We start from the raw sequence: 24,462 nt of genomic DNA, 5'->3' as shown, positions 1-24,462 counted from the left end.
AAAGACTTCTCCATTTTTTGCTTCTTCCAAAAGAGTTGCCCTCAATAATTACAGCCTTGCGTTTGCAAGCATCAGCTTGATGCGGTTTTCCTGGTTTACCTTTGTTGCGCCCGGGTCATAGTCGATAGCAACGATGTTTGCGTTGGGGTACGCCTGCTTGATAACTCGTGCGCTGCCCTTGGCAACAATGTGGTTAGGCAGGCAGCCAAAGGGCTGTGTACAGATGATATTTTCTGTGCCCGTTTCGGCAAGAGCTGCCATTTCAGCGGTGATGAGCCAGCCCTCACCCATTTTTACGCCCTGGTGAATGTACTTGTCGGCACATCTGCGCAGGTGCTCGAAATCGTGGGGAGGCTGGAAAACGCCGTGCTCCTCAATGACCTTTATCTGCTGCTTCTGGAACTTGTAAAGGATATCGTAGCCGATAGTGTAAAGCACAGTTGACTTGTCAAAGATGCCGTACAGCAGGCGGTCGTTTATCGGGTCGGATGCGCAGTAAAGCACGAAATCCAGCAGTCCAGGAACGTTCGGCTCGCAGCCCTCTTCAAGCAGAAACTCGTTGAGGTGATTGTTTGCAAGGGGGGAGTACTTTACGTATATCTCGCCCACAATTCCTACCTTTGGCTTTTTCTCGCTTGTTCTTTCAAGTGCCGCAAAATCACGCAGCATCGCCTTGTAAATGCGCTTCGTGTGAGTGTATCCTGTCTTTGTGTCAAACAGCTTTCCCATTCTGTGCTGCCAGCGGGCAAGCAGCTTGTCTGTGGAGCCGGGCACCACTTCATAGGGCTTGCACTGGTTGTAAAGCAGCATGAGCATATCGCCGTAAAGCACCGCATAGATAAGCCTCAGAGCGATGGCAGGTGTCATGGGGAACGCAGGGTTCTTTTCAAGACCGCTGAAGTTAAGTGACAGCACCGGCACCTGTGGAAACTGGCTTGAAACAGCCTTTCTGATAAGGTGTATGTAGTTTGATGCACGGCATCCGCCGCCTGTCTGCGACATTATAAGTGCCACCTTGTTAAGGTCATACTTGCCGCTTTTGAGAGCGTCCATAAACTGACCGATAACGATAAGTGCAGGATAGCAGGTATCGTTGTGGGTGTTTTTCAATCCCTCGTCGATAACGTTGCGTGAGGTGTTTGTGAGAAGCTCCATTTTATAGCCGTACTTTTCATATATCTTGATAATGAGCTTGAAATGTATGGGAAGCATATCCGGCACAAGAATGGTGTAGTCCTTTTTCATCTCCTCGGTGAAAAAGGTCTTTTGAACTCTTGTTGAAGGCTCTTTAGGAGCGAGCTTTTTCTTATCCGACATATACCCTTTCCTCCTTTTCCTCAAGAGCCGCAGCCAGTGAACGCAGCCTTATCTTTGCCGCACCCAGGTTGGTTATCTCGTCTATTTTCAGCTGTGTGTACAGCTTGCCTTTTTCCTCAAGTATCGCCCTGACCTCGTCGGTGGTCACCGCATCGATCCCACAGCCGAAGGAGACCAGCTGTACCAGCTGCATATCCTCATTTTCGCACACATACTCCGCAGCCCTGTAAAGTCTTGAATGATATGTCCACTGATTTAGAACGTCAACGGAAGGTGTGTCCACCAGTCCCGAAACGCTGTCCTCGGTGACGACTGCAAATCCCAGCGAAGCGATAAGCTTGTGGATACCGTGGTTTATCTCCGGGTCGATGTGGTAAGGTCTGCCTGCAACAACGATTATCTTCTGTCCCTTGCTGCGTGCATCGGCGATTATCTCACGAGCTTTCTTTTCAATGTTCCTGCGGTAGCGAAGCTGTGCGGTGTATGCCTTGTTGAGCACGCCCAGCACCTGCTTTTCGGTAATGCCGTATCTTGCAAGGCACTTTGACACAACGTGGGCAACGTGCTTTTTCATGTTGATGTCAAGATAGGGGGCGATAAAGTTTTTGTCGTTGAGCTTGTCGTTGTTAGCCTTCAGAAGCTCCGGATAGTAAGCAACAACAGGGCAGTTGTAATGGTTATCCGAGCCGCCCTCGTCAATGTTATAGCTCATACACGGGTAGAATATGAAATCCACCTTCTTGTCCAGCAGACTTTCAATGTGTCCGTGGCAAAGCTTAGCAGGATAGCATACCGTGTCCGAAGCGATAGTCTGCTGTCCCTTGTAGTAGGTATCCCTTGTGGATTCCTCTGAAAGCACTACCTCAAATCCAAGCTCGGTGAACAGCGTGTGGAAATACGGCATCAGGTCGTAGAAACTCAGTGCGAGAGGGAATCCTACCCTTGCCTTCGGCTTGCCCTGTGGCTTTGTCAGCTCGTAGTCCTTTATCAGCTTGTATTTGTATTCTATCATGTTCTCTGCACGGTCGGTGACTTTTATGCCTGCACCCTTTTCGCAGCGGTTGCCGGAAACGAAGCGGTGACCGTCATTGAACCTGATTATCGTAAGGTTACAGTGTGCGCCGCAGCCCTTGCACTGAACAGCGGTTGAGTTGTATGCAAACTCTTTGAGCTGCTGCGGGGTAAGAATACCTGAGGTGCAGTCCTTATGCTTTGTCTTTTCCATGGCAAACAGTGCACAGCCGAAAGCACCCATAAGTCCTGCTATTGCAGGTCTTATAACGTTTCTGCCAAGCTCTGTCTCAAACGAGCGCAGCACCGCATCGTTGAGGAACGTTCCGCCCTGAACGACGATGTTCTTTCCAAGCTCCTCTATGGTTTTTGCTCTGATAACTTTGTAGACCGCATTTTTGATTATGGATGAGGACAGACCTGCGGAGATGTCCTCCACCGTTGCACCGTCCTTCTGTGCCTGTTTTACAGAAGAGTTCATAAACACTGTGCACCGTGAGCCAAGCTCCACAGGAGCCTTTGCGAAAAGCCCCAGACGTGCAAACTCGGATATGTCGTAGCCCATAGCCTGAGCAAAGGTCTGTATAAACGAGCCGCAGCCCGAAGAGCAAGCCTCGTTGAGCATAATGCTGTCAATGGCATTGTTCTTTATCTTGAAGCACTTGATATCCTGTCCGCCAATGTCGATGATAAAGTCAACATTCGGGCAGAAGTATGCCGCCGCCTTGTAGTGCGCCACTGTCTCAACTATGCCGTAGTCCACTCCCAGACCTGCACGGATAAGGTCCTCGCCGTAGCCTGTAACTGCGGAAGATTTTATGTTAAGTCCCGGACCGGCAAGATTATATATCTCCTCAAGCTTTGCTGCAATAATATCCAGAGGCTGTCCCCTGTTGGAACAGTAATGCTGATAAAGCAGCTTGCCCTCGGGTGTTACCAGCACCAGCTTGGTGGTGGTGGAGCCGGCATCTATTCCCAGGTATGCGTCGCCCTCGTAGGTGCGTATATCCTCGTATTTAAGGTCGGACTGTCTGTGTCTGTCAACAAAAGCAGCATAGTCATCCCTTGACTCAAACAAAGGCTTGCCTGTGGTTATGCTGTCGTTGGTCTTTGCGTTTGCAATACGCTCAAGGGTCTCCTCAATGGTCGCCTCCTGGGCAAGGGTATGTGCGTGCAGCGCAGCACCGTATGCCACATAGCAGCTGGACTTTTCCGGGAGTATAGCGTGTTCGTTGTCAAGAGAAAGTGTTGTTTTGAATGCCTTGCGCAGTGCGCTGAGATATGTAAGCGGTCCACCCAGGAACAAAACCTTTCCTGCTATCTTTCTGCCCTGTGCCAGTCCCGATACCGTCTGGTCAACAACAGCCTGGAAGATAGATGCGGAGATGTCCTCTTTCTTTGCGCCCTGGTTCAGCAGCGGCTGAACGTCTGATTTAGCAAAAACGCCGCAGCGTGAAGCTATCGGGTAGGTCTTTGTGCTTTGCAGCGCAAGCTCGTTCATCTCGTCGGGAGTGATGTCCAGCAGGCTTGCCATCTGGTCGATAAATGCACCCGTACCGCCTGCGCAGGAGCCGTTCATTCGCTGTTCCACACCGCCGGTGAGGAAGATTATCTTTGCGTCCTCACCACCCAGCTCTACCACAACGTCAGCGTCGGGATATGTCTTGTTGACCGCAACAAAAGCCGAGTATACCTCCTGCACAAAAGCGATGTCGCTTGCCTGGGCGATACCCAGACCCGCCGAGCCGGTTATGGCGATCCTGAACCTGTCGCCTTTGAATTTTTCGCCGATAAGCTTCAGCTGCTGTGCAACAGTTTCACGCACCTTTGAAAAGTGCCTTTCGTACTTGTTGTAAATGAAGTTTCCGTCGTCGTCAACAATGACCGTCTTGACGGTAGTTGAGCCAACGTCTATACCTAAATCGTAAATCTTTTCCATAAAAATCTCCCTTACAGAAATCATGCTCCTTTGCGGTTTTTCGTCAATATCCGCAGGATAGAACGTATACATAGATAGTATAGCATATTTGCTGCAAAAATACAAGTGCTTTTTAGAGGTAAGATGTAGGAGGTAAGAAGCAAGAGATTTGACGGCAAATTTGCTATTGCAAAAACCGGGGGTTTGTGGTATAATTTATTCGTCGATTATTTCATTATTATTACTGAAAGGATTTGATTGAAATGCTGTCAGATATCGAGATCGCAAAGCAGGCGAAAATGCTGAAAATAGGCGAGATCGCCGCTAACCTCGGCATAAGCGAGGAGGACTTTGAGCCTTACGGTCACTATAAGGCAAAGCTGAGTGAGAGCCTTTACGAAAAGACCAAGGATAAGCCCGACGGAAAGCTCATTCTTGTCACCGCTATAAACCCTACCCCTGCCGGCGAGGGCAAAACAACTATTTCCGTAGGTCTTGCAGAGTCTATGGCGAAGATAGGCAAAAACGCTATCCTTGCGCTGCGTGAGCCGTCGCTGGGACCTGTGTTCGGAATAAAGGGCGGTGCCGCAGGCGGCGGATACGCACAGGTAGTGCCTATGGAGGACATAAACCTGCATTTCACGGGCGATATGCACGCTATAACAGCGGCTAACAACCTGCTGTGTGCGCTGATAGACAACTCTATCCACCAGGGCAACCCCCTGCGACTTGACCAAAGACGCATTCTCTTCAAGAGATGTATGGATATGAACGACCGTGCGCTGCGTGAGGTAATTGTGGGTCTGGGCGGAAAGATAAACGGTTTCCCAAGACAGGACGGATTCCAGATAACCGTCGCTTCCGAGATAATGGCTATCCTTTGCCTCGCAAGCGACCTCGACGACCTCAAAAAGCGACTGGAGAGCATTCTTGTGGGCTATGACCTTGATGGAAATGCGGTGTATGCAAAGCAGCTCGGCGGCTGCGGCGCAATGACAGCTCTGCTGAAGGATGCCCTCAAGCCTAACCTGGTGCAGACGCTGGAAAATACCCCTGCTATAATGCACGGCGGTCCGTTTGCAAATATCGCTCACGGCTGCAACTCGGTAAGGGCAACAAAGCTGTGCCTTAAACTTGCTGATTACACTATCACCGAGGCAGGCTTCGGTTCCGATCTGGGCGCAGAAAAGTTCTTTGACATCAAGTGCCGTTTTGCAGGGCTCAAGCCAAGCTGTGTGGTTCTTGTTGCAACTATCAGGGCGCTCAAATACAACGGAGGAATGGCAAGAGCAGAGCTGACAAATGAAAATGTGGACGCTTTGAAAAAGGGCGTTGTTAATCTTAAAACGCATATTGAGAATATGCAGAAATTCGGCGTGCCCGTAGTTGTGGCTATCAACCGCTTCCATACAGATACCGATGCCGAGATAGAGGTCATCAAGCAGACTTGCGAGGAAATGGGCGTTGAGTATTCGCTGGCAGAGATATTCGCAAAGGGCGGCGAAGGCGGAAAGGATCTGGCACAGAAGGTTTGCGATACTATCGACAGCAAGCCTTCAAACTACAAGCCGCTTTATGACGAAAAGCTGCCTATAAAGGAAAAGCTGGGCATACTTGCCAAGGAGATATACAGAGCCGACGGTGTTGTATATACCTCCCAGGCTGAAAAGGCTATCAAGGAGATTACCGAGCTGGGCTTCGGAGATATCCCCGTGTGCGTAGCTAAGACCCAGTATTCTCTTTCCGACGACCCTGCAAAGCTGGGCAAGCCGGAGAATTTCGAGATAACTGTCCGTGACGTAAGACTTTCCGCAGGCGCAGGCTTTGTGGTGGCTTACACAGGCGATATAATGACCATGCCGGGACTTCCCAAGCACCCTGCTGCTTTTGATATCGACTGCGATAACAAGGGAAATCTCTACGGACTGTTCTGATAACTGCTGTAAATATCACCTATCCGGCGAGGGCATTTCTCTGTCCTCGCTGTTTTGTGTCCATACTTTCCCACTGCCTGCTGTTGTTGACAAACTATGCGGTGCGTGGTATATTTATAGTTGTAGAAAAACACATAAACACCGCAGGAGAACGCATATGCCGACCGATACCGAGCTTATCACTGCCGCCGAGGAGCAGCTTGCGCAGGAGGAAAACTGTGCCGAGGAAAGCTCTGCCGAAAAGGCGGAAAAGAAAAAACGAAGATATCCCTTGAGCATACAGACCTGCGTCTGCCTGGGGCTTATTCTCGGTGCGGTCATACTGGAAATAACAGCCGTAAACAGCACCGCTTTCAGCGACTGGTACCGTGAGCATATCTTCCCGTTCTGGGTGAGTACATACGGCAGACTGACATCGGTTTTCCCCTTTTCTTTCGGCGAGATACTTATTATGATAGCCGTTTTCGGCATACCTGCGTCGCTTGTGGCAATGATAGTTCTGCTTGTGATAAAAAAGGGCAGACGCAAAAAGATCGGCAAGGTGTTCGGCTATATTTATCTGTGGATAATAACCTTTGTGGTGGTGGTCCAGGTGAACAACTGCTTTGTGCTTTACAGAACCTCCAATTTTGCCAAAACCAACGATATACCGGAAAACACCCATACCAATGAGCAGCTTGAACAGCTGGGAGATGCAATAGTTGCTGAGATTAACAAGGCAGCCGAGAAGGTGGACAGGGACGAGAAAAACCGCATAGTCATGAAGTGCGACTATGACCGCACGGCTAAGGAAGCGATGCAGGCGCTTGGCAAGGAATTCAAGAACCTTGACGGCTATTATGTTACACCAAAGCCTGTTGCCTGCTCCTTTTTTATGAGCCAGATGAACCTTACGGGGATATATTTTCCCTTTTCCATGGAGGCTAACTATAATAACCACTGTTACAAGGCAAAGCTGCCCTGCACCGTCTGTCATGAGCTTGCCCATACAAGGGGTTACATACAGGAGGACGAGGCTACCTTTATTGCCTACCTTGCCTGCATAAGGAGCGACGACCCTTATTACAGATACGCAGGCTATCTTACCGCTCTTTCCTATGTGCGAAATAAGATATTTGAGTATGCAGACGATGAGAAAAAGATAAAGTTCGATAACACCATTTCGGATAAAGTCTGGGCGGATATAGATGCCAACAGAGAGTATTGGGACAGTGTGAAAAAAGCAGAGGACACCGTTTTTGATACCCAGACCGTGAGCAAGATATCCTCTGACTTCGTGGACGGCAACCTTAAACTCAACGGAGTGCCCGACGGGAGCAAGTCCTATGGCAGAATGGTGGATCTGATGCTTAATTATTATATAGACAAAAAGTGAGGTATAGCTTTTGATATACGAATTTGAAACTGCCTCTGCCGCACAGACTATCGCCCTTGGTGAGGAGATAGGAAGACGCCTCACAGGGGGAGAGGTCATCGCATACAGCGGAGGACTTGGAGTGGGGAAAACCACCATTACAAGAGGCATCTCTCTGGGAATGGGACTGGGCGACGAGGTCACAAGCCCCACCTTTGCCCTGGTGAATGAATATGCCGGCAGGGACAGAAGCCTTTGCCATTTTGATATGTACCGGATAAACGGAGGCGTGGATCTGGAAACAACAGGTTTTTTCGATTACCTTGACGGAAACAACGTCCTTGCGGTGGAGTGGAGCGAGAATATCGCCGACGAGCTGCCGGGGGACTGTATAAGGATAAACATTGAACGTGTGGACGATAATACACGCAGGATAACATTGGACGGAGATGAACGATTTGCGGATATTGGGGATAGATACCAGCGGTAAGGTGGCGTCTGTGGCTGTAATGGACGGTACACGGCTGCTGTGGGAGAAATCTGTGTATACCACCCTTACCCACTCCCAGGTGATACTGCCAATGGTCGAGCAGGCGCTTAAAGAAAGCGGGCTTGAGCTTTGCGGCATAGATTGTGTGGCTGTTGCCAACGGTCCCGGGTCTTATACAGGGCTTCGTATCGGCATAGGTGCAGTAAAGGGAATGTGCATGGGGTGCGAAACATTAAGATGTGCAGGGGTCTCAACGCTGCTTTCACTTGCCTACAACTGCGCTGCGTTCAAAGGGAGAATAATCCCGGTCATGAGAGCAAGACCGGGTATATCCTATGTGGGAGTGTTTGAAAGCGACAGCAGGAGAGTTACAAGAATAAGCGAGGATACCGTGGCAAAGGACAGCGACATCTTTGAAAGCCTTGATACCTCGGTGCCTGTAATGCTTACCGGAGATAATGCTCAGGCTGTAAAGCAACAGTTTTTTAAGGACAATGATAATGTGCTGACTGCAAACGCTGCCTGCGAGCTGCAAAGAGCAGGTTCTCTCTGCCTTGCGGTAAATGACCACATTAGCCTTATTACGGAGGCGGACAAGCTTGAAGTGTCGTATCTTCAGGCTACAAAAGCAGAAAAGGATAAAGCCCATTCAGATAAACAGGAGGAAGAAAAATGAAGATAGCAATAGGAAATGACCACGCAGGTCCACAGTTAAAGCAGGAGCTTATCGGGTATTTTCAGGAAAAGGGAATAGAATATGTTGACCTTGGAGTGGCTGAGGGAGAAAAGTGTGATTATCCCGACAAGGCGGCTCAGGTCTGCGAAAAGGTTACAAGCGGTGAGTGCGATATGGCGGTGCTTGTGTGCGGAACAGGAATAGGAATGTCCATGTGCGCCAATAAGATAAAGGGCATAAGGGCAGCCTGCTGCTCCGACTACTTCTCTGCAAAGTTCACAAGAGCACATAACGACGCAAACGTCCTGTGTCTGGGCGCAAGGGTCCTGGGAGCGGGACTTGCTGCGGAGCTTGTGGATGTATTTCTTAACACCCCATTTGAGGGCGGAAGACACCAGCGCAGAGTGGATAAGATAACCGAATTGGAGAACAGATAAGCATAAAAATAGTCCGGGAGCTTTCCCGGACTTTTTCTATCGTCTGAAACGAGTGAATATATACACGCCCACCAGCAGCAGGATAAATCCCCAGACAAAAAAGATTATCACCTTTTTGAGTATTCTCCATACCAGCCACAGCACCAGCAGCATGATTATCATGGTAAGCACACCGACCAGCTTTATGCCAAATGGGGTGGACAGCAGACCTCTGCCCTTGCTTACGGCAATTACCTCCCCGTCCTCCACCGTAATGTGTACCGTGTCGCCTACGCTGACCTTTATTCCGCTTGGCGGAAGGGATGATATCTGAACAAAGCCTGCTGTATCGGCATATTCGTATGTGACCTGTGTGTCGCTTGCGCTGATTATCCTTGCTTTGTAGATCCTTTTCATGCTATCCTCCTTGAAAGTTCTATCCTGCCTTTATTGTAACATATTCCATGCGTTTTGTATATACCTTTTTCAGGAAATCTTCAACTGGGCAATTTGACGGACAATTAGGGCATCCGGCACCCCTCAAACCCTTTATTTATAGGTTTTCGGCAAAATGTAAAATTTTTTCTGTATTTTTTACTCATTTGAAAATTTTTCCGCCGCCCTATATATTGTGGTAGAAGTGAAACAAAAGCCTATAATTAGCAGTTGCCGAAATTGCGGTTTTGAATTGCCCCCTGTGCAACGGCAAAAGGTTACAAATTGATAACAAATCGTCGATTTGCTCTATTGACAAATCAGACAATTATTGTTATAATGTTATAAATAATCGGATTATGCGTAGTTTTTTTGTTAAATGATACACAAATCGGAGGGTGACTATGAATATCGGTAAAAAGATATTGGGAACTGTATGTGCAGCAGTTCTTAGCATACAAGCTGCCGCAGCAGTCACCGCAGCAAGCGAAAAAGACTATAGTACAGGCGGAGCTGCGGTGGTAAGCGTTGACGGTGAGGTGCAGGACACAAGTGCCGCACTTGAAAAACTGGGCATTGATGAGGACTATGCTGAAAAGTACCTGGACGAAAATGTTGCTCAGGACCCCACGTACTCAAAGCTTATCAATGAACGTGGAAGGGTGGGTCTTACGGACTTTAATTCCCTGGTAACTCACCAGAGCAGATTCAACAGCTTCAATAAGATATACGGCATAGACGTTTCCGTGTTCAACGGAGATATTGATTTCAATCAGGTCAAGAAAGAGGGCTATAGCTTTGTTATCGTCCGTGCAGGTGCAAGAGGATACGGAAGCGCAGGCACGCTCATTGACGATTCAAGGTTTGCCGAGCACGTGGATAATGCTCATAAAGCCGGACTTATGGTAGGCGTTTACTTCTACACTCAGGCTGTTAATAAGACCGAGGTAAAACAGGAAGCAGACTATACTCTCAAAAAGATAGCCGGCAGAAAGCTTGAGCTTCCCGTTTACTTTGATATCGAGCCTGCATACGACTACCCCACAGGACTTCCCGGAAGACTGGTTGCAGCAAAGCTTTCAAAGGCACAGAAAGCAGATCTTTGCGATTATTTCTGTACATATATAAAGAGCAAGGGCTATGATGCAGGTCTGACCTCATTCTACTCCTGGTTCTATACCGATATTGATATGAGCAGACTTGAAAACAAGCATGATATCTGGCTGGCTCATTATGTAAGCAATACCAATTACGGCGGACAGTTCAATATGTGGCAGTTCGCAAGCACAAGAAAAGTTCCCGGCGTTGCGTCACCAAGCACCGACCAGGACGTAAGATATGTTGAGGTTAAGAAGCCTACCGGCGATCACAATCTTAGATACGAGGTAATTGGCAATACGGTTTATCTCAGATGGACAGCAACAAATAACACCACTGGCTATTATATCTATGAGGTAGGGAGTGATGGAAAAGCAAAACTTCACGGACAGACCACAGCGACGAGGACATCAACTGCTCTAAAGGATGGAACAACCAAGTATTATGTGGTTTCATACAATGTGAGCGGTGGAAAAATCTATTACTCTGCGAATTCCAATATTGTAAGCGTTACAAAGTATAAGGTTTCCGACAACGCAAAGAAGGTAGTCCTTGCAGGACTTAACGAGTTCACTACTGCGACCGCTGTTTCCAAGCAGGCATATCCAAACGGAGCATACAGCGTAGTGCTGGCATCCAATACTTCTTTTGCAGATGCACTGGCAGCTGTACCTCTTGCAGACGGATTGTCAGCACCTATACTTCTTACAGGGCCCCAGTCCCTGCAGCAGGATACAATGAACGAGATCAAGCGTCTTAAAGCTCATTCAATATTTATTATGGGCGGAACGCTGGTTGTTTCCAAGGACATAGAGGACAGCCTTAAAAAACAGGGTTATGATGTGTTCAGAATAGGCGGAGAAACAAGATTTGCAACAGCTGCACTCGTTGCGGAAAATACCGACTATGTGCGCAAGAATAACGGCAAATCGGAAGCCAAGGAGCTGTTCTTCGTAAGCGGTGAGAATTTTGCCGATGCACTTTCACTTGGTAATATCGCCGCAAGAAGAAATGCAAACATCCTGTATATGACCAAGTCGGCACAGTACGACGGAAAAACTCAGCAGTACCTTGAAAAGATGAAGGGTAAGCTGACAAATATCTATATCGTGGGCGGACCTCTTGCTATATCCGAGGACGCAGAGAAGGTGCTTGCACCGTATGCGCCGAAGATAACCCGTATCGGCGGAGTAAACAGATTTGAGACAAGCGTTAAGCTCAACGAAGCTTTTGCATCCGACCTTACAGGCGACGCTCTTTGTACCACCACAGGTCTTAACTTCCCGGATGCGCTGGCAGGCGGAGTCCTGGCAGCAAGCCTTAAAGCACCGATCGTTATCGCAGATAACGGATATACCAGCTGGCTGGAGAATTACAGCAACAAGAGAAAGCCAAAGACAGTCTATGTTTTCGGCGGCATAACCAAGGATATTATCTGATCTTAATATGATATCAGCAGAGCGGGCAGGTCGTCCGCTCTGTTTTGTTTTCAGTATTCTTTCTTTGGACTTTCACCTGTTTATCATATTAAAAGGGTAATATATGTACAAGGTTACAGGGACACCGCAGAAAAGCTTGGACAAACAGTCAAAGAGATTTTGAAAGCTCCTGTCAAATAATAAGATTCACCTTCATATAAATACGGTTTGCTGTTCCCGGAGCCCCGGGGACGGTTATGCCGTAGAATCTCCACAAAGGCAGCAAGGAACGTTTGCTCCTTTTTCATCTTATACTTCATTGTGGGAAGCAGGCTGTTGATACAGCCGCTTTCTTTTTTGTTATTAGCAGATATCGAAAATTTCGTAAAGTACAGAAAAGAACTGCGGTTTTTTAAGGCGGTAAGATCATCCACCGAAAAAGCGTTTTCGGTGAATGTCGGTCATTTTCAGATGTTACAAAAAGGTAACAGGAGATTTTTCGGACAGTTGAAAACCCGGGCAAAAGCATACAGTTTTGTTGAAAACTCGGTTGAAAATGTTAAAAATGCAGGTTTTCAAGGCTCTTTTTGCCCAAATTCTTCAAAGTTTTCAACATTGGTACTGTTTTTGACACTGTTTTTTGTTTGAAAACGATGATTTAATATCTTCGATGTGTACGTTTTTTTGTATCTCAAAGAGTTGGGAGAGCAGCGAAATTTTAAAGGCAGCATTTTCGTAATTGAGAAGAATGTGCAAAGTGCGCAAACATAATTTGAAAATACAGAAAAAATTGCTAAAAGAGTGGAAAATGGCAGAGCGCTATTTACAATATGTGTTTTTTATGTTATCATATCAGTGTATTAAAGTGCCGTGTTAACGGCGTAAGAAAGGACAGTAAGAACATGAAAAAGAGTATTGTGAAGAAAATAGCTTGCGCAGCTATGGCAGCAATGATGCTGTTTTCTGTAGGCTGCGGCAGCTCTTCCAGCAGCAGTGACAGCAAAAGCAGCTCAGGCAGCGACGATTCCCTGAAGAAAGTTCAGGACGCAGGCAAGCTGGTTCTGGGTCTTGATGCTACATTCAAGCCTATGGGCTACACCGACGAGAACGATAAGATCGTGGGCTTTGATATCGACCTGGCGGAAGAGGTCTGCAAGAGAATGGGCGTTAAGCTTGAGACCTACAACGTAAACTGGGACACCAAGGAGCAGGACCTTAATGCAGGTACCATCGACTGCATCTGGAACGGTCTCTCTGTCAGTGACGAGAGAAAGAAGCAGATGCTTATGAGTGAGCCTTACATGAACAACAGCATGGTATTTATGGTGAACAAGGACAGCGGCATCAAGTCCAAGGACGACCTGAAGGGCAAGAAGGTTGCGGTACAGAACGGCTCCACCGCACAGGAGATATTGAAGGATTCAGATATCGGCAAGGAAACAACCATGACAGAGCTGGCAACCAACGTTGAAGCTATCCAGCAGCTGGAGCTGAAAATGGTAGACGCAGTATTTCTTGACTCTGTTGTGGCAAACTACGAGATAACATCAACCGGCAAGAGCTTTGAAGTGCTTTCCGACGGGCTTTCTGAGGAACAGTACGCTATCGGCTTCAAGCTTGGCGCAAACGAGCTTTGCAAGAAGATCGAGGAGACACTCAAGGAGATGAAGAAGGACGGCAAGGTAGAGGAGATCTCCAAGAAGTGGTTCGGAAGCGACGTAACTACTATCAAGTAATATTTGAAGATAAAACCGTTCGGGCTTGTGCTCGGGCGGTTTTTTTGTGCGCAAATCGTTGACAATAAAGCCGCAGGCGGTTATAATTGTATTATTACAAATCGGAATTTGTGGGGAGGGATGAATATGTGGTTTAAATTACATCCATGGGTTTTTCCCGCAATTTTAGGTGCTATTGGCTTATTCTATCTTTTGGTACAGATCCCTTTGATTTTCGGAAAAACAAAAGATGGTCATAGTCATTCCGCTGTACCTTTTATTGGCGGTATCCATTTTCTGATAGCAGGTCTTATATCACCTTGCAAATGGCTCGCATTACTTTGTTTATTAGATTATTATGTTATTGGGTCTATATACTGGCATTTTAATCCGGACGCATTAAATTGTAATGATGAAACGAATAATGAAGACGATGAGCAAAGTGACTCTTCGGAATAACTGAACAAATTCTGATCTATGTGCTTGGAGGTTAAACATATGGCATCAAAGAAAGGCTACCTTGACTTTATACTTGAACAGCTTTCGGGACTGGATGGCATCACTTACAAGGCGATGATGGGGGAGTTTATCCTTTACTATCAAGGCAGGATATTCGGCGGGGTGTACGACGACAGATTTCTCGTCAAGCCCACCCGGTCAGCCAAAAGGCTGATGCCGACAGCACCGCTTGAGCTTCCCTACGAGGGCGCAAAGCCGATGTTGCTCGTTGATGATATAGACGACAGAGATTTTCTGTGCGGACTTGTCAGGGAGATGTACCCCGAGCTTGACGAACCGAAGAAAAAGAAGAAATAGCAGCGCAAAGGAGACAGCTATGAAAAAGTGGTATGATGAAGAATACGAGTTCACCGTTGAGGTAGCGGGCTTTCTGCACGGTGACAAGACCGAGAGATACTGCCGCAACGGCGAGGAGATAGGCGATGTATATACCTGCACCTACGGCTGTCCCGTGAATAAGCAGGGATTTGGTATCTGCTCAAAGACGATGATGATGCTTTATCCGCTAATGGAAGCGGTGAGAAGCGGCGGCGACCTTGAAAATCTCGGCGGCGATGGAAAGTACAGCAAAACTGTCGTCTGCCCCGACGGGTGCGTGATATTCAGGCTGACGGCAAAGCCGCTTGGCAATGAGAATTTCCACAAGGGCGGGTTCTGGGATTACCCCGACGATAAAACTCAAGGAGAGGACAAATGAAGATAAAAAGAGAGTTCCCTGCGTTCACCGTTTCAAAAAAAGGCGAGCGTGAAATAAAGAGCGGACACCCGTGGGTGTACGACAACGTGATAACCGACCAGCCGGGCGAGTGCGAAAACGGCTGCATCGCCGATGTTTTCTCACAGGGCGGAAAGTATCTGGGCAGCGGTTTTTACAGCGAAAAAAGCAAGATACGCATTCGTCTGCTTTCAAATAATACAAACGAGACTTTTTCCGACAGCTTTTATCAGCGCCGTGTGCAGTACGCCATTGACTATCGAAAGACTGTTATGGGCGATGACTTTTCGGCGTGCAGGCTTATTTTCGGTGAAGCCGACGGACTGTGCGGACTTACCGTGGACAAATACGGTGATATTCTCGTTTCCCAGGTGCTTTCCTTTGGCATGGACAGGAAAAAAGATGTGATATACAAAGCGCTGTGCGACTGCCTTTCCAAAGATGGGATACAGGTAAAAGGGATAATGGAGCGCAACGACGTGGCTATCCGTGAGCTGGAGGGCTTGCAGCAGTATAAAGGCTGGTATAAGGCGGATTTTCTTCCCCAGCCGCCCTCACCGGTCACCGAGATGACAGAGAACGGGATAGTGTATACCGTTGATGTGGAAAACGGACAGAAAACAGGCTTTTTCCTTGACCAGAAGTATAACCGCCTTGCCGTTGCAAAAATCGCAAAGGGCAAGCGTGTGCTTGACTGCTTTACCCACACAGGCTCCTTTGCTCTGAATGCCGCAAAGGGCGGTGCGGCGCACGTTACTGCGGTGGACGTTTCGCAGTTTGCCGTTGATACCGCAAAGGAAAACGCTGTGAAAAACGGTCTTGACGGAAGCATGGATTTTTTGTGTGCAGACGTGTTTGACCTGCTGCCGCAGCTTGCGCAAAAGGGAGCGGACTACGATTTTATAATACTCGACCCGCCTGCATTTACCAAAAACCGCAAAACGGTGGACAGTGCCAAAAGGGGATATAAGGAAATAAACTACCGTGCAATGAAACTGCTGCCAAGGGGAGGATACCTCGCCACTTGTTCCTGTTCCCACTTTATGGACAATGAGCTGTTTGTGAAAATGCTTATGTCCGCAGCTGCCGACGCAGGGGTCAGCCTTAAAATGATAGAGTCCAGAAGACAAAGCCCCGACCACCCGATAATGCTCAACGTTCCGGAAACGGACTATCTCAAATTCTATCTCTTCCAGGTGGTTTGAGAATGAAAAAAGGGGTATATATTATGGTGTTTGTGATTTTCGCAGCAGTGGTATTTGTCCTTGGGATAGGCGTTGTGAGCTGCCTTGACTGGTGGAAAAATAACGTTGCGGCATCAAAGGTCTATTTCTGGCTTATTGTAACATTGCTGATAACAAATATGTTCTACACTGTGTTCAACATAAAGAGCATAACTTTCAAGCCGCTTAAAGAGGTAATGATATTCCTGTCGGCGGTGACATTCATCGTGCTTATCTACACCTCGGTCATTATGCTGCTCAAATACGTTTTTGGCTTTTTGCTTGGTGCATTCCTCAAACCGGAAAACCGCTTTCTTCACTTTATCAAGGAAACCAGGATAACCGTCCCGGTGCTGCTTATCGCCACAGCTTTGCTTGGCGTGGTGGGTTATATAAACGCAGGCATAGTACGCACATCAGATCATGAGATAAACGTTCAGAAGGCTTCAAAAAACAAGAGTCTGACCGCTGCGGTGGTGTCCGATACCCATATAGGCATCTCTGCCCACAAAAGTACAATAGATACTATCGTGGAAAAGATAAACGGAATGCAGCCCGACGTTGTGTTCCTGCTGGGTGATGTTTTCGATGAGAACACAACCACAGATGAAATGGAGTATTTCAGCGAGAAGTTCAAAAGCGTAAAAAGCAAATACGGCTCTTTCTATATCCTTGGCAACCACGAGGGTATGCAGGGGGGCGATACAACAGAGTATTTCACACAGGCAGGTATCAGGGTGCTTCAGGACGAAAGCGCAGTTATCGCCGAAGACATAACTCTGGTTGGTATGCGCTCGGAGTACGACACCGTGGGCTATTCCATAGACAAACTGCTTGAAAGGACAAAAGCGGATAAGACAAAGCCTCTTATCGTACTTAAACATGAGCCTCACGGTATAAAGGAGATCGCTGCCGCAGGTGCAGACGTTTCCATGCACGGGCATACACACGGGGAGCAGTTCCCCCTTACCTATCTGCCGTTTTCATTTATGAACGATATGATGTACGGCACACAGCAGTTTGGCGACATGACTGCATTCACCACACAAGGTGCAGGCGGCTGGGGCTTTCATTTCAAGTTTCCTGCAAAATGCGAGGTGGCAAAAGTAACTATAAATTTTGCAGAGAAAAAATAAAAAAGCGGCAATGAATAACGCTTATATACAATACAGAATACCATGAAACGGTGGGATAAAAATTGAAGGTCAAAAAATTCTTAATGGGTAACGAAGCTATCGGACTGGGTGCTATCCACGCAGGTGTGAACCTTGTGGCAGGCTATCCCGGTACTCCCTCTACGGAGATACTTGAAACTGTGGCAAAAAACAACGACGGCTCTATCCATGTGGAATGGAGCGTAAACGAAAAGGCAGCTCTTGAGGTGGCTGCAGGAGGAGCCTATGCAGGGGCAAGGGTTCTTGTCACCATGAAACAGGTGGGACTGAACGTGGCATCCGATCCGCTTATGAGCCTTGCCTACGTGGGCGTCAAGGGGGCAATGGTCATAGTTTCCGCCGACGACCCGGGTCCGATATCTTCCCAGACAGAGCAGGATACAAGGCACTTTGCACACTTCTGCAAGCTGCCTGTGTTCGACCCCTCCTCGCCCGAGGAGGCATACGAGATGATAAAGGATGCCTTTGACTTCTCGGAAAAATACCAAACCCCTGTCCTTTTCAGACCTACCACAAGGATATGTCACGGATGCGCTGACGTGCAGGTGGATGAAAGCTATGAAAGGCATATCCCCGATGGATTTGTAAAGGACACCATGCGCTGGGTTATATTCCCCAGAACATCTTTCCTCAATCATCAGAAAATCGAAAAACGCAATCCGCTGATCGGTGATGAGTTTTCCTCTTACCGCTTCAATACCCTTACAGGCAGCGGTAAAAAGGGTATCTGCACCCATGGGGCAAGCTACGGATATGTAATGGAAAGCCTTGAGGACAGCGGACAGGAGGTCAAGGTATTTAAAGTTGCAACGCCGTTCCCGTTTCCCGAAAAGCAGGCTCTTGAGTTCCTTGAGGGACTGGATGAGGTAATGTGCTTTGAGGAGCTCGACCCTGTGCTTGAAAGAGAGCTTGTATACATCTGCGGAAAGTACGGACTTAACGTTAAGATACACGGAAAGATAGATTCCTGCGTTCAGAGCGCAGGTGAGAATTCTGCCGAATCAGTGGCTAAGGTGCTGGAAGGCTTTTTGGGTATCAAGCCCGCAGAAAGCTCTTTCCCAAAGCCGCCTGAGCTTCCCGTAAGACCCCCTGTGCTTTGCGCAGGCTGTCCCCACAGAGCTTCCTTCTATGCGGTAAAGCAGGCTGTAAAGGGCAGAAAAGCCGTGTTCAGCGGCGATATCGGCTGCTATACCCTTGGCAACGCAATGCCCCTTGATATGGTGGATACCTGTCTTTGCATGGGTGCAGACGTGACTATCGCCCAGGGACTTCATATCGTGGAGCCGGATACTCTGAACTTTTCATTTATCGGCGATTCCACATTTTTCGCCTCGGGCATTACCGGCGTGATAAATGCGGTGTATAACCAAAACGATATGATCCTTATTGTCCTTGACAATTCCACCACCGCCATGACAGGTCATCAGCCACACCCTGGTACAGGAGTCACTATGATGGGGGAGGTGGCACAGAAGGTGTCCATTGAAGCCATACTTAAAGCCATAGGTCTTACAAGCGTTGAAACTGTGAACCCCCTTGACCTTTCCGCAGCCACTGCGGCTGTTCAGAGAGCGGCTGAAAAAAGCGGCGTAAGAGCAGTCATCTTCAAGTCGCCCTGTATCGCCGTTACAAAGTCTGCAAAGCAGTACGAGATAACCGACAAGTGCGTGGGCTGTAAAAAGTGCATAAGCCAGCTTGGCTGTCCTGCAATAGTTATAGACGACGGCAAGGTCACTGTGGAAAAGAGCCTTTGCTTCGGCTGTTCCCTGTGCGCACAGGTCTGCCCTGTGGGTGCAATAGAAAAGCGTGAGGGATAATGAAAGGGGTGGCTTGAAATGAATAATACACTTTTGTGCGGAGTAGGAGGACAGGGTACGGTCCTGGCTTCGAGAATAATAGCCCTCTCGGGCATGGAGGCAGGCTTTAATGTGAGAACTGCCGAAACTATCGGAATGTCCCAGCGGGGCGGCTGTGTGGTCAGCCATGTGAGAGTTTCCGACAAGCAGATAAATTCGTCCCTTATCCCAAAGGGCAAGGCGGACGTGATAATCGCCTTTGAGCCTGCTGAGGCGGTAAGGTGTATAGACTATCTGAAAAAGGACGGCACAGTTGTGGTGAACACCAAGGCGGTCCGACCGGTCACCGCATCACTTTCCGGTTCCTCATACGACGGAAGTGAGATGCTTGAATACCTCAAAGCTAACGTTAAGAACCTTACCGTGATAGACGGGGAGGAGATATGTGCACGCTGCGGCTCGCCAAAGGTGCTGAATATCGCCCTGCTGGCAGGTGCGGCAAAAACAGGTGCTCTGGGCATAGACATCCAAAGTCTTAAAAATGCCATAAAAAAGCGTGTCCCCGAAAAGTTCCACGAAATGAATTTAAAAGCGGTCGACGCTGTGGTAAACGGGTAAAGGGAGGAAAAGACAATGAAGATGAAAGAAGAACAGTTCAGATTTATAAAGCAGCAGCTTAAAAAGCTGACCTCGCAGGATTGCTTTTACAAGAGAAAGCTGGAGGGCATAGACGTTGATTCTATACAGTCACAGGAGGACTTTGAAAAACTGCCCTTTACCTGGAAAGGGGACCTGCGTGAGGCTTACCCTCTGGGACTTATGGCAGTGCCCGAGGAGGAGATAGTGCGCATACATTCCTCATCAGGAACTACCGGCACGCCCGTTATAATCCCCTACACAAGACAGGACGTTGAGGATTGGGCGGAAATGTTTGCAAGGTGCTATAAGACCGCAGGTATAACTGATCTTGACAGGATACATATTACCCCGGGATACGGACTCTGGACAGCAGGCATCGGCTTTCAGAACGGTGCGGAAAAGCTGGGTGCAATGGTAATTCCTATGGGTCCGGGAAATACCGATAAGCAGCTGCGTATGATGGTAGATATGAAGTCCACTGTGCTGTGTGCAACCTCAAGCTACGCTCTGCTTCTGGCAGAGGAGATAGCAAAACGAGGAATAGGCGATCAGATATGCCTCAGGAAGGGCGTTATCGGCTCCGAGCGCTGGGGCAAAAAGATGAGAAAGCGTATCGCTGATGAACTTGGCGTTCAGCTTTACGATATCTACGGTCTTACCGAGGTTTACGGTCCGGGAATCGGAATAAGCTGTGACTATGAGTGCGGAATGCATATGTGGGACGATTTTGTATACTTTGAGATAGTTGACCCCAAGACAGGAGAGGTACTCCCTGACGGACAAGTGGGAGAGCTTGTTATAACCACGTTGAAAAAGCAGGGTGCCCCGCTTATAAGATACCGTACCCACGACCTTACAAGGATAATCACAGGCGACTGCCCATGCGGAGACCCGCACCCGAGAATAGATACTATCCTGGGCAGAACGGACGATATGGTGAAGGTCAAAGGCGTAAATATCTTCCCAAGCCAGATAGAGGAAATGCTCTCCGGGGTTGACGGCGCCTCAAGCGAGTACCAGTTCATGATAGACCATATGTACGGCAAGGATATCTGCACGCTGTTTGTTGAGATAAATCCCTACGCAAATGCTTACAATATGGAAATGGCTATACAGTCTGCATTCAAGTCAAAGATAGGCATAACCGTCAACGTTAAGCCTGTGGCTATCGGCGACCTGCCAAGAAGCGAGAAGAAGTCCACAAGAGTGTTTGATAACAGATATTAAGGAGAAACTATGGCACATATAGATAATCCACGAGAGGAGTTTACCAATAGCACGGGCATAGGGATCCCCATATTGATAATGGCGATATTCTATATTTCCAACATCGCCATGGTGGTGTTTGCCGTGCTGGCTTTTTTCAGCTTTAAAAGCGACTACAACTGCCAGCAGGAGCTGATGTTTTCCACCATGAAGGGGGAGGAAACAGCACTGTCCCGTGCCATTGAAAGTGACGGCGGAAGATACAGCGTAAACTACGATAAACTTGACCAGGAGTATCAGAAGTATTTTGATAAGGATAAGCTCAGCTCAAAACGTTCCGATGAAGGACAGTCACAGCAGGCGTTCATTATCTCTCTTCTGGAGGATAAAGACATCTATTCGCCCATAAGCACCAAGACTACCGTTTTTGGTGTAATAAGCGTAGGACTGCTGGCATGGCTCATACTCCGCAGCCTCAGACAGATACGTGCTCTTTATTAAAAACCGCAAAAAGCCTACCCGGAAAGGGCAGGCTTTTTTTGTGCGGAAAATATGGCAAAAGAGGCTCAAAAGGGAGATTTGCTTGACATTTTGTCTGTATTTGTATATAATAACTGTGTGTATGGTTGAAACGAGGTAAAATGAATTACAAAAAACAGAGGGGAAGAAATGAAGGATAGGGTTTTGAATCGCAGGGAGCTGAAGAAAAAAGCCCGCAGTGCGCTGAAGCTGAATTATTTTGCCTGCATTGCGGTGTGTTTTATAATGGTCTTCCTTGCCGGTGAATACAGCACTACGGTGCAGGGCATATCCATGTGGGATATGACCCACGTTGCCGACCTTAAATACAGTCCCGAACAGAAAAAAGAGATTGTGCAGGATATGGTCGCCAACGGTCTGACTGCCGAGGAGACGGACAAAAAATGGCATATAAATAATGTTGATGCGGTAAAGAAGTGGAAAAAGACTTTTGAGGATTTCGGACTTGAAGGGCTGAACTCAAAGGAGGTCACGTTCTTTGGCACAACAGGCGATGGCTCAACGATAAACACCCTGCTTGGTGCATTTTCTATAACCAAGAGCGCAAAGGAAAGGCTGGACCAGCTGACAAGCAACAGCTTTTTTGAGAACCTGCCGGACAATGCGATATTGTATATTGACGGGCTTACAAGGAGCAAGTCGTACAAGTTTACATTTGTAGCGTCCATTGCTGCTGCGTTTTCGGAAAATAAGTCCTTCAAGGAATCCTTTGACATTTTCGCAAACTTCCTGGTATCCCTTTTGAGAGCACTGTTCGTTACAAATCTTCTTGTGGTGTGCGAGTGCAGATTTTTTATGGAAAGCAGAACATACCACAAAACAAAGGTGGGACGGCTGGGATTTCTGTTCCGAGAAAGGACCCTGCACCCCATAAAGACAATGCTCATCAAGGATCTGTTTCTTACACTGTGGACGTTTACTATCGGCGGATTTTTTGTAAAACAGTATTCCTATGCTATGGTGCCCTGTATCCTGGCAGAGAATCCCAATATGCCCTCAAAAGAGGCGATAACCCTGTCACGGAAGATGATGGACGGGCATAAGTGGGAGCTTTTCAAAACGGACTGTACCCTTCTGGGTTGGACCATGCTTTCCATGCTTTCTCTGGGTGCGGTGGGAATATTCTTCTCAAATCCCTATCGTGCAGCCATATACTCCGAGTATTATATCGCTTTGAGGCGCAAGGCAAAACAGGAGGGGATCCCGGGTGCGGAAAAACTGAACGATGAGTATATCGACCTTGAACTGCTGCGTGAGGAGATAAAAAACAGCGGCGAGGAAAAGATGTTCAAGATAAGCATTCCCGACAGCAGCGATGATACGCCTGAAGGAGAGAAAGGGGGCGCACAGCTTTGACAGAAAAAACTTATACCATTGATGAATTGTGCCAGCTGGACGAGTACCCCGGGATCGCCTACGAGCAGAAATATCACTTCAGCCGCTTTACCGGAAAGGTCATCAAACACCGGGATTATCACAGGGATTATACTATTCTGGGATATATCCTTCTGTTTTTCTCGTTCTCTATCGGCGGCTGGATCTGGGAGGTGGGTATCCACGTTATCGAAGACGGGGTGTTCATTAACCGAGGCACCATGCACGGTCCATGGCTTCCTATCTACGGCTGCGGCGGCGTAAGCGCAATACTGGTTTTCAAAAAGCACGTGGACAAGCAGGTAGCTGTATTTGTGGGCTCGGTGGTAATGTGCGGTATTGCCGAGTACATAACCAGCGTGGTCATAGAAAAAATGCAGGGGCTGAAGTACTGGGACTACAACGGATACTTCCTCAACATTAACGGCAGGATCTGCTTTGAGGGAATGGTAGTGTTCGGGTTTGCCTGCATACTGGTGATATATCTGCTTTCACCGTTTCTGGATAATATTTTCCAAAGGGTATCCAAAAAGCTGCTTACGGTGGTTGCGATCATACTGTGTGTCGGGTTTGCCATAGACCTGGTCTACTCCGTAAAGGTACCAAACCAGGGCAAAGGAATTACCGATTACAGCGCAAGCATTGTTCGGCAGATAGATATTGACAAATAAAAAAACCAAATGTTCCCCAAAGGAGCATTTGGTTTTCTCTTTTTATTTTGTGCCGAAGATCCTGTCGCCTGCATCTCCCAGCCCGGGAACGATATAAGCGTTTTCGTTGAGCTTTTCGTCAACACAGCCCACATAGATCTTTATGTCCGGGTGTGCCTCTTCAAGCCGTTTCAAGCCCTCCGGTGCAGCGATGATGCACATGAATCTTATGTCCTTGCAGCCCTTTTCTTTAAGCATATTTACTGCGTCCACCGCAGAGCCGCCTGTGGCAAGCATAGGGTCGGGCACGATGGTAAGACGCTCGTCCATATGCTCGGGAAGCTTGCAGTAATACTCGTGGGGTTCGTGAGTGACCTCATCACGGTAAAGACCGATATGACCAACCTTTGCCGAGGGACACATTGCAAGTATGCCGTCAACCATACCCACGCCTGCACGCAGGATAGGTACAACAGCCAGCTTTTTTCCCGCAAGAACAGGCTGCATAGACTGGGCGACCGGGGACTTTACAAGGACAAGCTCTGTGGGCAGGTCACGCAGTGCCTCGTATGCCATAAGGCTCCCTATCTCGCCAACAAGGGTGCGGAAATCCTTTGTGCCGGTGCGTTCGTCTCTTAAAAGGGTGATCTTGTGTTTTACAAGAGGGTGATCCATGATAAATGTATTGCTCATTTTTTAAGCTCCTTTGAGATTATTTTACAATAACCATTATATCACAGTTTTATGCGTTTTTCAACTCGATCAGCCATAAAAATCCCATTGTATTTGTGGGAAAAGACAAAAATGTGTTTTCAAGCCCGGCGCAGGCTGTGTTATCTGTAT

At 47.9% G+C, this 24,462-nt stretch carries 23 protein-coding genes; 19 read left to right on the top strand and 4 right to left on the bottom strand.

Features of this window, described 5'->3' with window-relative positions:
- Nucleotides 1-48 precede the first annotated feature (48 nt).
- Both T494_RS14260 and T494_RS0102925 read right to left on the bottom strand, forming a co-directional pair.
- On the bottom strand, nt 49-1,317 hold the full coding sequence (locus tag T494_RS14260; protein ID WP_051539964.1) for a 2-hydroxyacyl-CoA dehydratase: 1,269 nt from the start codon (nt 1,315-1,317) through the stop codon (nt 49-51).
- Nucleotides 1,307-4,267 carry an acyl-CoA dehydratase activase-related protein gene (locus T494_RS0102925; RefSeq protein WP_028504999.1) on the bottom strand — a complete coding sequence of 987 codons (2,961 nt, stop codon included), beginning with the start codon at nt 4,265-4,267 and terminating at the stop codon, nt 1,307-1,309. The genes T494_RS14260 and T494_RS0102925 overlap by 11 nt, the downstream gene beginning before the upstream one ends.
- 242 nt (nt 4,268-4,509) lie before the next feature.
- Here T494_RS0102925 and T494_RS0102920 point away from each other — a divergent pair, with 242 nt between their 5' ends.
- The 5 genes from T494_RS0102920 (at nt 4,510) to rpiB (ending at nt 9,137) form a co-directional block, all read left to right on the top strand.
- Nucleotides 4,510-6,180, top strand: a complete 1,671-nt coding sequence (locus T494_RS0102920; RefSeq protein WP_028504998.1) for a formate--tetrahydrofolate ligase — start codon at nt 4,510-4,512, stop codon at nt 6,178-6,180.
- A gap of 157 nt (nt 6,181-6,337) precedes the next feature.
- Nucleotides 6,338-7,555 (top strand): DUF3810 domain-containing protein, encoded by a 1,218-nt coding sequence (locus T494_RS0102915; RefSeq protein ID WP_028504997.1) that lies wholly within the window; start codon nt 6,338-6,340, stop codon nt 7,553-7,555.
- 13 nt (nt 7,556-7,568) lie between these two features.
- Nucleotides 7,569-8,024: a tRNA (adenosine(37)-N6)-threonylcarbamoyltransferase complex ATPase subunit type 1 TsaE gene (tsaE, locus tag T494_RS0102910; RefSeq protein ID WP_028504996.1), complete on the top strand. Its 456-nt coding sequence runs from the start codon at nt 7,569-7,571 to the stop codon at nt 8,022-8,024.
- A complete protein-coding gene (gene tsaB / locus T494_RS0102905; protein WP_028504995.1) occupies nt 7,993-8,700 on the top strand; it encodes a tRNA (adenosine(37)-N6)-threonylcarbamoyltransferase complex dimerization subunit type 1 TsaB in 708 nt (235 codons plus the stop codon). Before tsaE ends, tsaB begins: the two co-directional genes overlap by 32 nt.
- The gene (gene rpiB, locus T494_RS0102900; protein WP_028504994.1) at nt 8,697-9,137 is read left to right on the top strand and encodes a ribose 5-phosphate isomerase B; all 441 of its coding nucleotides are present in this window, start codon (nt 8,697-8,699) and stop codon (nt 9,135-9,137) included. Before tsaB ends, rpiB begins: the two co-directional genes overlap by 4 nt.
- 36 nt (nt 9,138-9,173) lie before the next feature.
- Here the strand turns inward: rpiB and T494_RS0102895 are convergent, their stop codons facing one another.
- Complete coding sequence (locus T494_RS0102895; RefSeq protein ID WP_028504993.1) at nt 9,174-9,533, bottom strand: hypothetical protein; 360 nt, start codon at nt 9,531-9,533, stop codon at nt 9,174-9,176.
- A gap of 422 nt (nt 9,534-9,955) precedes the next feature.
- On the opposite strand from T494_RS0102895, the gene T494_RS0102890 reads away from it, so the two are divergent.
- The 14 genes from T494_RS0102890 (at nt 9,956) to T494_RS0102825 (ending at nt 23,640) form a co-directional block, all read left to right on the top strand.
- Nucleotides 9,956-12,088 (top strand): cell wall-binding repeat-containing protein, encoded by a 2,133-nt coding sequence (locus T494_RS0102890; RefSeq protein ID WP_028504992.1) that lies wholly within the window; start codon nt 9,956-9,958, stop codon nt 12,086-12,088.
- A 315-nt stretch (nt 12,089-12,403) separates the two neighbouring features.
- Nucleotides 12,404-12,715, top strand: coding sequence for a hypothetical protein (locus T494_RS0102885; RefSeq protein ID WP_028504991.1), 312 nt, complete (start codon nt 12,404-12,406; stop codon nt 12,713-12,715).
- 254 nt (nt 12,716-12,969) lie between these two features.
- Entirely contained in the window at nt 12,970-13,803 is an 834-nt protein-coding gene (locus T494_RS0102880) for an amino acid ABC transporter substrate-binding protein (RefSeq protein ID WP_028504990.1), read from the top strand.
- Between the two features lie 126 nt (nt 13,804-13,929).
- Nucleotides 13,930-14,241 carry a hypothetical protein gene (locus T494_RS0102875; protein WP_028504989.1) on the top strand — a complete coding sequence of 104 codons (312 nt, stop codon included), beginning with the start codon at nt 13,930-13,932 and terminating at the stop codon, nt 14,239-14,241.
- A gap of 39 nt (nt 14,242-14,280) precedes the next feature.
- On the top strand, nt 14,281-14,598 hold the full coding sequence (locus T494_RS0102870; RefSeq protein ID WP_028504988.1) for a TfoX/Sxy family protein: 318 nt from the start codon (nt 14,281-14,283) through the stop codon (nt 14,596-14,598).
- 19 nt (nt 14,599-14,617) lie between these two features.
- Nucleotides 14,618-14,998, top strand: a complete 381-nt coding sequence (locus T494_RS0102865; RefSeq protein ID WP_028504987.1) for a TIGR04076 family protein — start codon at nt 14,618-14,620, stop codon at nt 14,996-14,998.
- Nucleotides 14,995-16,221: a class I SAM-dependent rRNA methyltransferase gene (locus T494_RS0102860; RefSeq protein WP_028504986.1), complete on the top strand. Its 1,227-nt coding sequence runs from the start codon at nt 14,995-14,997 to the stop codon at nt 16,219-16,221. Before T494_RS0102865 ends, T494_RS0102860 begins: the two co-directional genes overlap by 4 nt.
- Nucleotides 16,222-16,223: 2 nt before the next feature.
- Nucleotides 16,224-17,375, top strand: coding sequence for a metallophosphoesterase (locus tag T494_RS0102855; RefSeq protein WP_028504985.1), 1,152 nt, complete (start codon nt 16,224-16,226; stop codon nt 17,373-17,375).
- A gap of 83 nt (nt 17,376-17,458) precedes the next feature.
- Nucleotides 17,459-19,231: an indolepyruvate ferredoxin oxidoreductase subunit alpha gene (gene iorA / locus T494_RS0102850; RefSeq protein ID WP_028504984.1), complete on the top strand. Its 1,773-nt coding sequence runs from the start codon at nt 17,459-17,461 to the stop codon at nt 19,229-19,231.
- An 18-nt stretch (nt 19,232-19,249) separates the two neighbouring features.
- Nucleotides 19,250-19,828 (top strand): indolepyruvate oxidoreductase subunit beta, encoded by a 579-nt coding sequence (locus tag T494_RS0102845; RefSeq protein WP_028504983.1) that lies wholly within the window; start codon nt 19,250-19,252, stop codon nt 19,826-19,828.
- 15 nt (nt 19,829-19,843) lie between these two features.
- Nucleotides 19,844-21,076, top strand: a complete 1,233-nt coding sequence (locus T494_RS0102840; protein WP_028504982.1) for a phenylacetate--CoA ligase — start codon at nt 19,844-19,846, stop codon at nt 21,074-21,076.
- A gap of 9 nt (nt 21,077-21,085) precedes the next feature.
- Nucleotides 21,086-21,556 (top strand): hypothetical protein, encoded by a 471-nt coding sequence (locus tag T494_RS0102835; RefSeq protein WP_028504981.1) that lies wholly within the window; start codon nt 21,086-21,088, stop codon nt 21,554-21,556.
- 168 nt (nt 21,557-21,724) lie between these two features.
- A complete protein-coding gene (locus tag T494_RS13305; protein ID WP_028504980.1) occupies nt 21,725-22,951 on the top strand; it encodes a DUF975 family protein in 1,227 nt (408 codons plus the stop codon).
- Complete coding sequence (locus T494_RS0102825) at nt 22,948-23,640, top strand: putative ABC transporter permease (protein WP_028504979.1); 693 nt, start codon at nt 22,948-22,950, stop codon at nt 23,638-23,640. The genes T494_RS13305 and T494_RS0102825 overlap by 4 nt, the downstream gene beginning before the upstream one ends.
- 42 nt (nt 23,641-23,682) lie before the next feature.
- Here the strand turns inward: T494_RS0102825 and upp are convergent, their stop codons facing one another.
- The gene (upp, locus tag T494_RS0102820) at nt 23,683-24,312 is read right to left on the bottom strand and encodes a uracil phosphoribosyltransferase (RefSeq protein WP_028504978.1); all 630 of its coding nucleotides are present in this window, start codon (nt 24,310-24,312) and stop codon (nt 23,683-23,685) included.
- Between the last annotated feature and the right edge of the window lie 150 nt (nt 24,313-24,462).

This window comes from Ruminococcus sp. FC2018, assembly GCF_000621805.1.
Taxonomy (GTDB): Bacteria; Bacillota; Clostridia; order Oscillospirales; family Ruminococcaceae; genus Hominimerdicola.
Note: the sequence above shows the minus strand (reverse complement) of the source record. Positions and strands in the feature narration are given on the sequence as shown.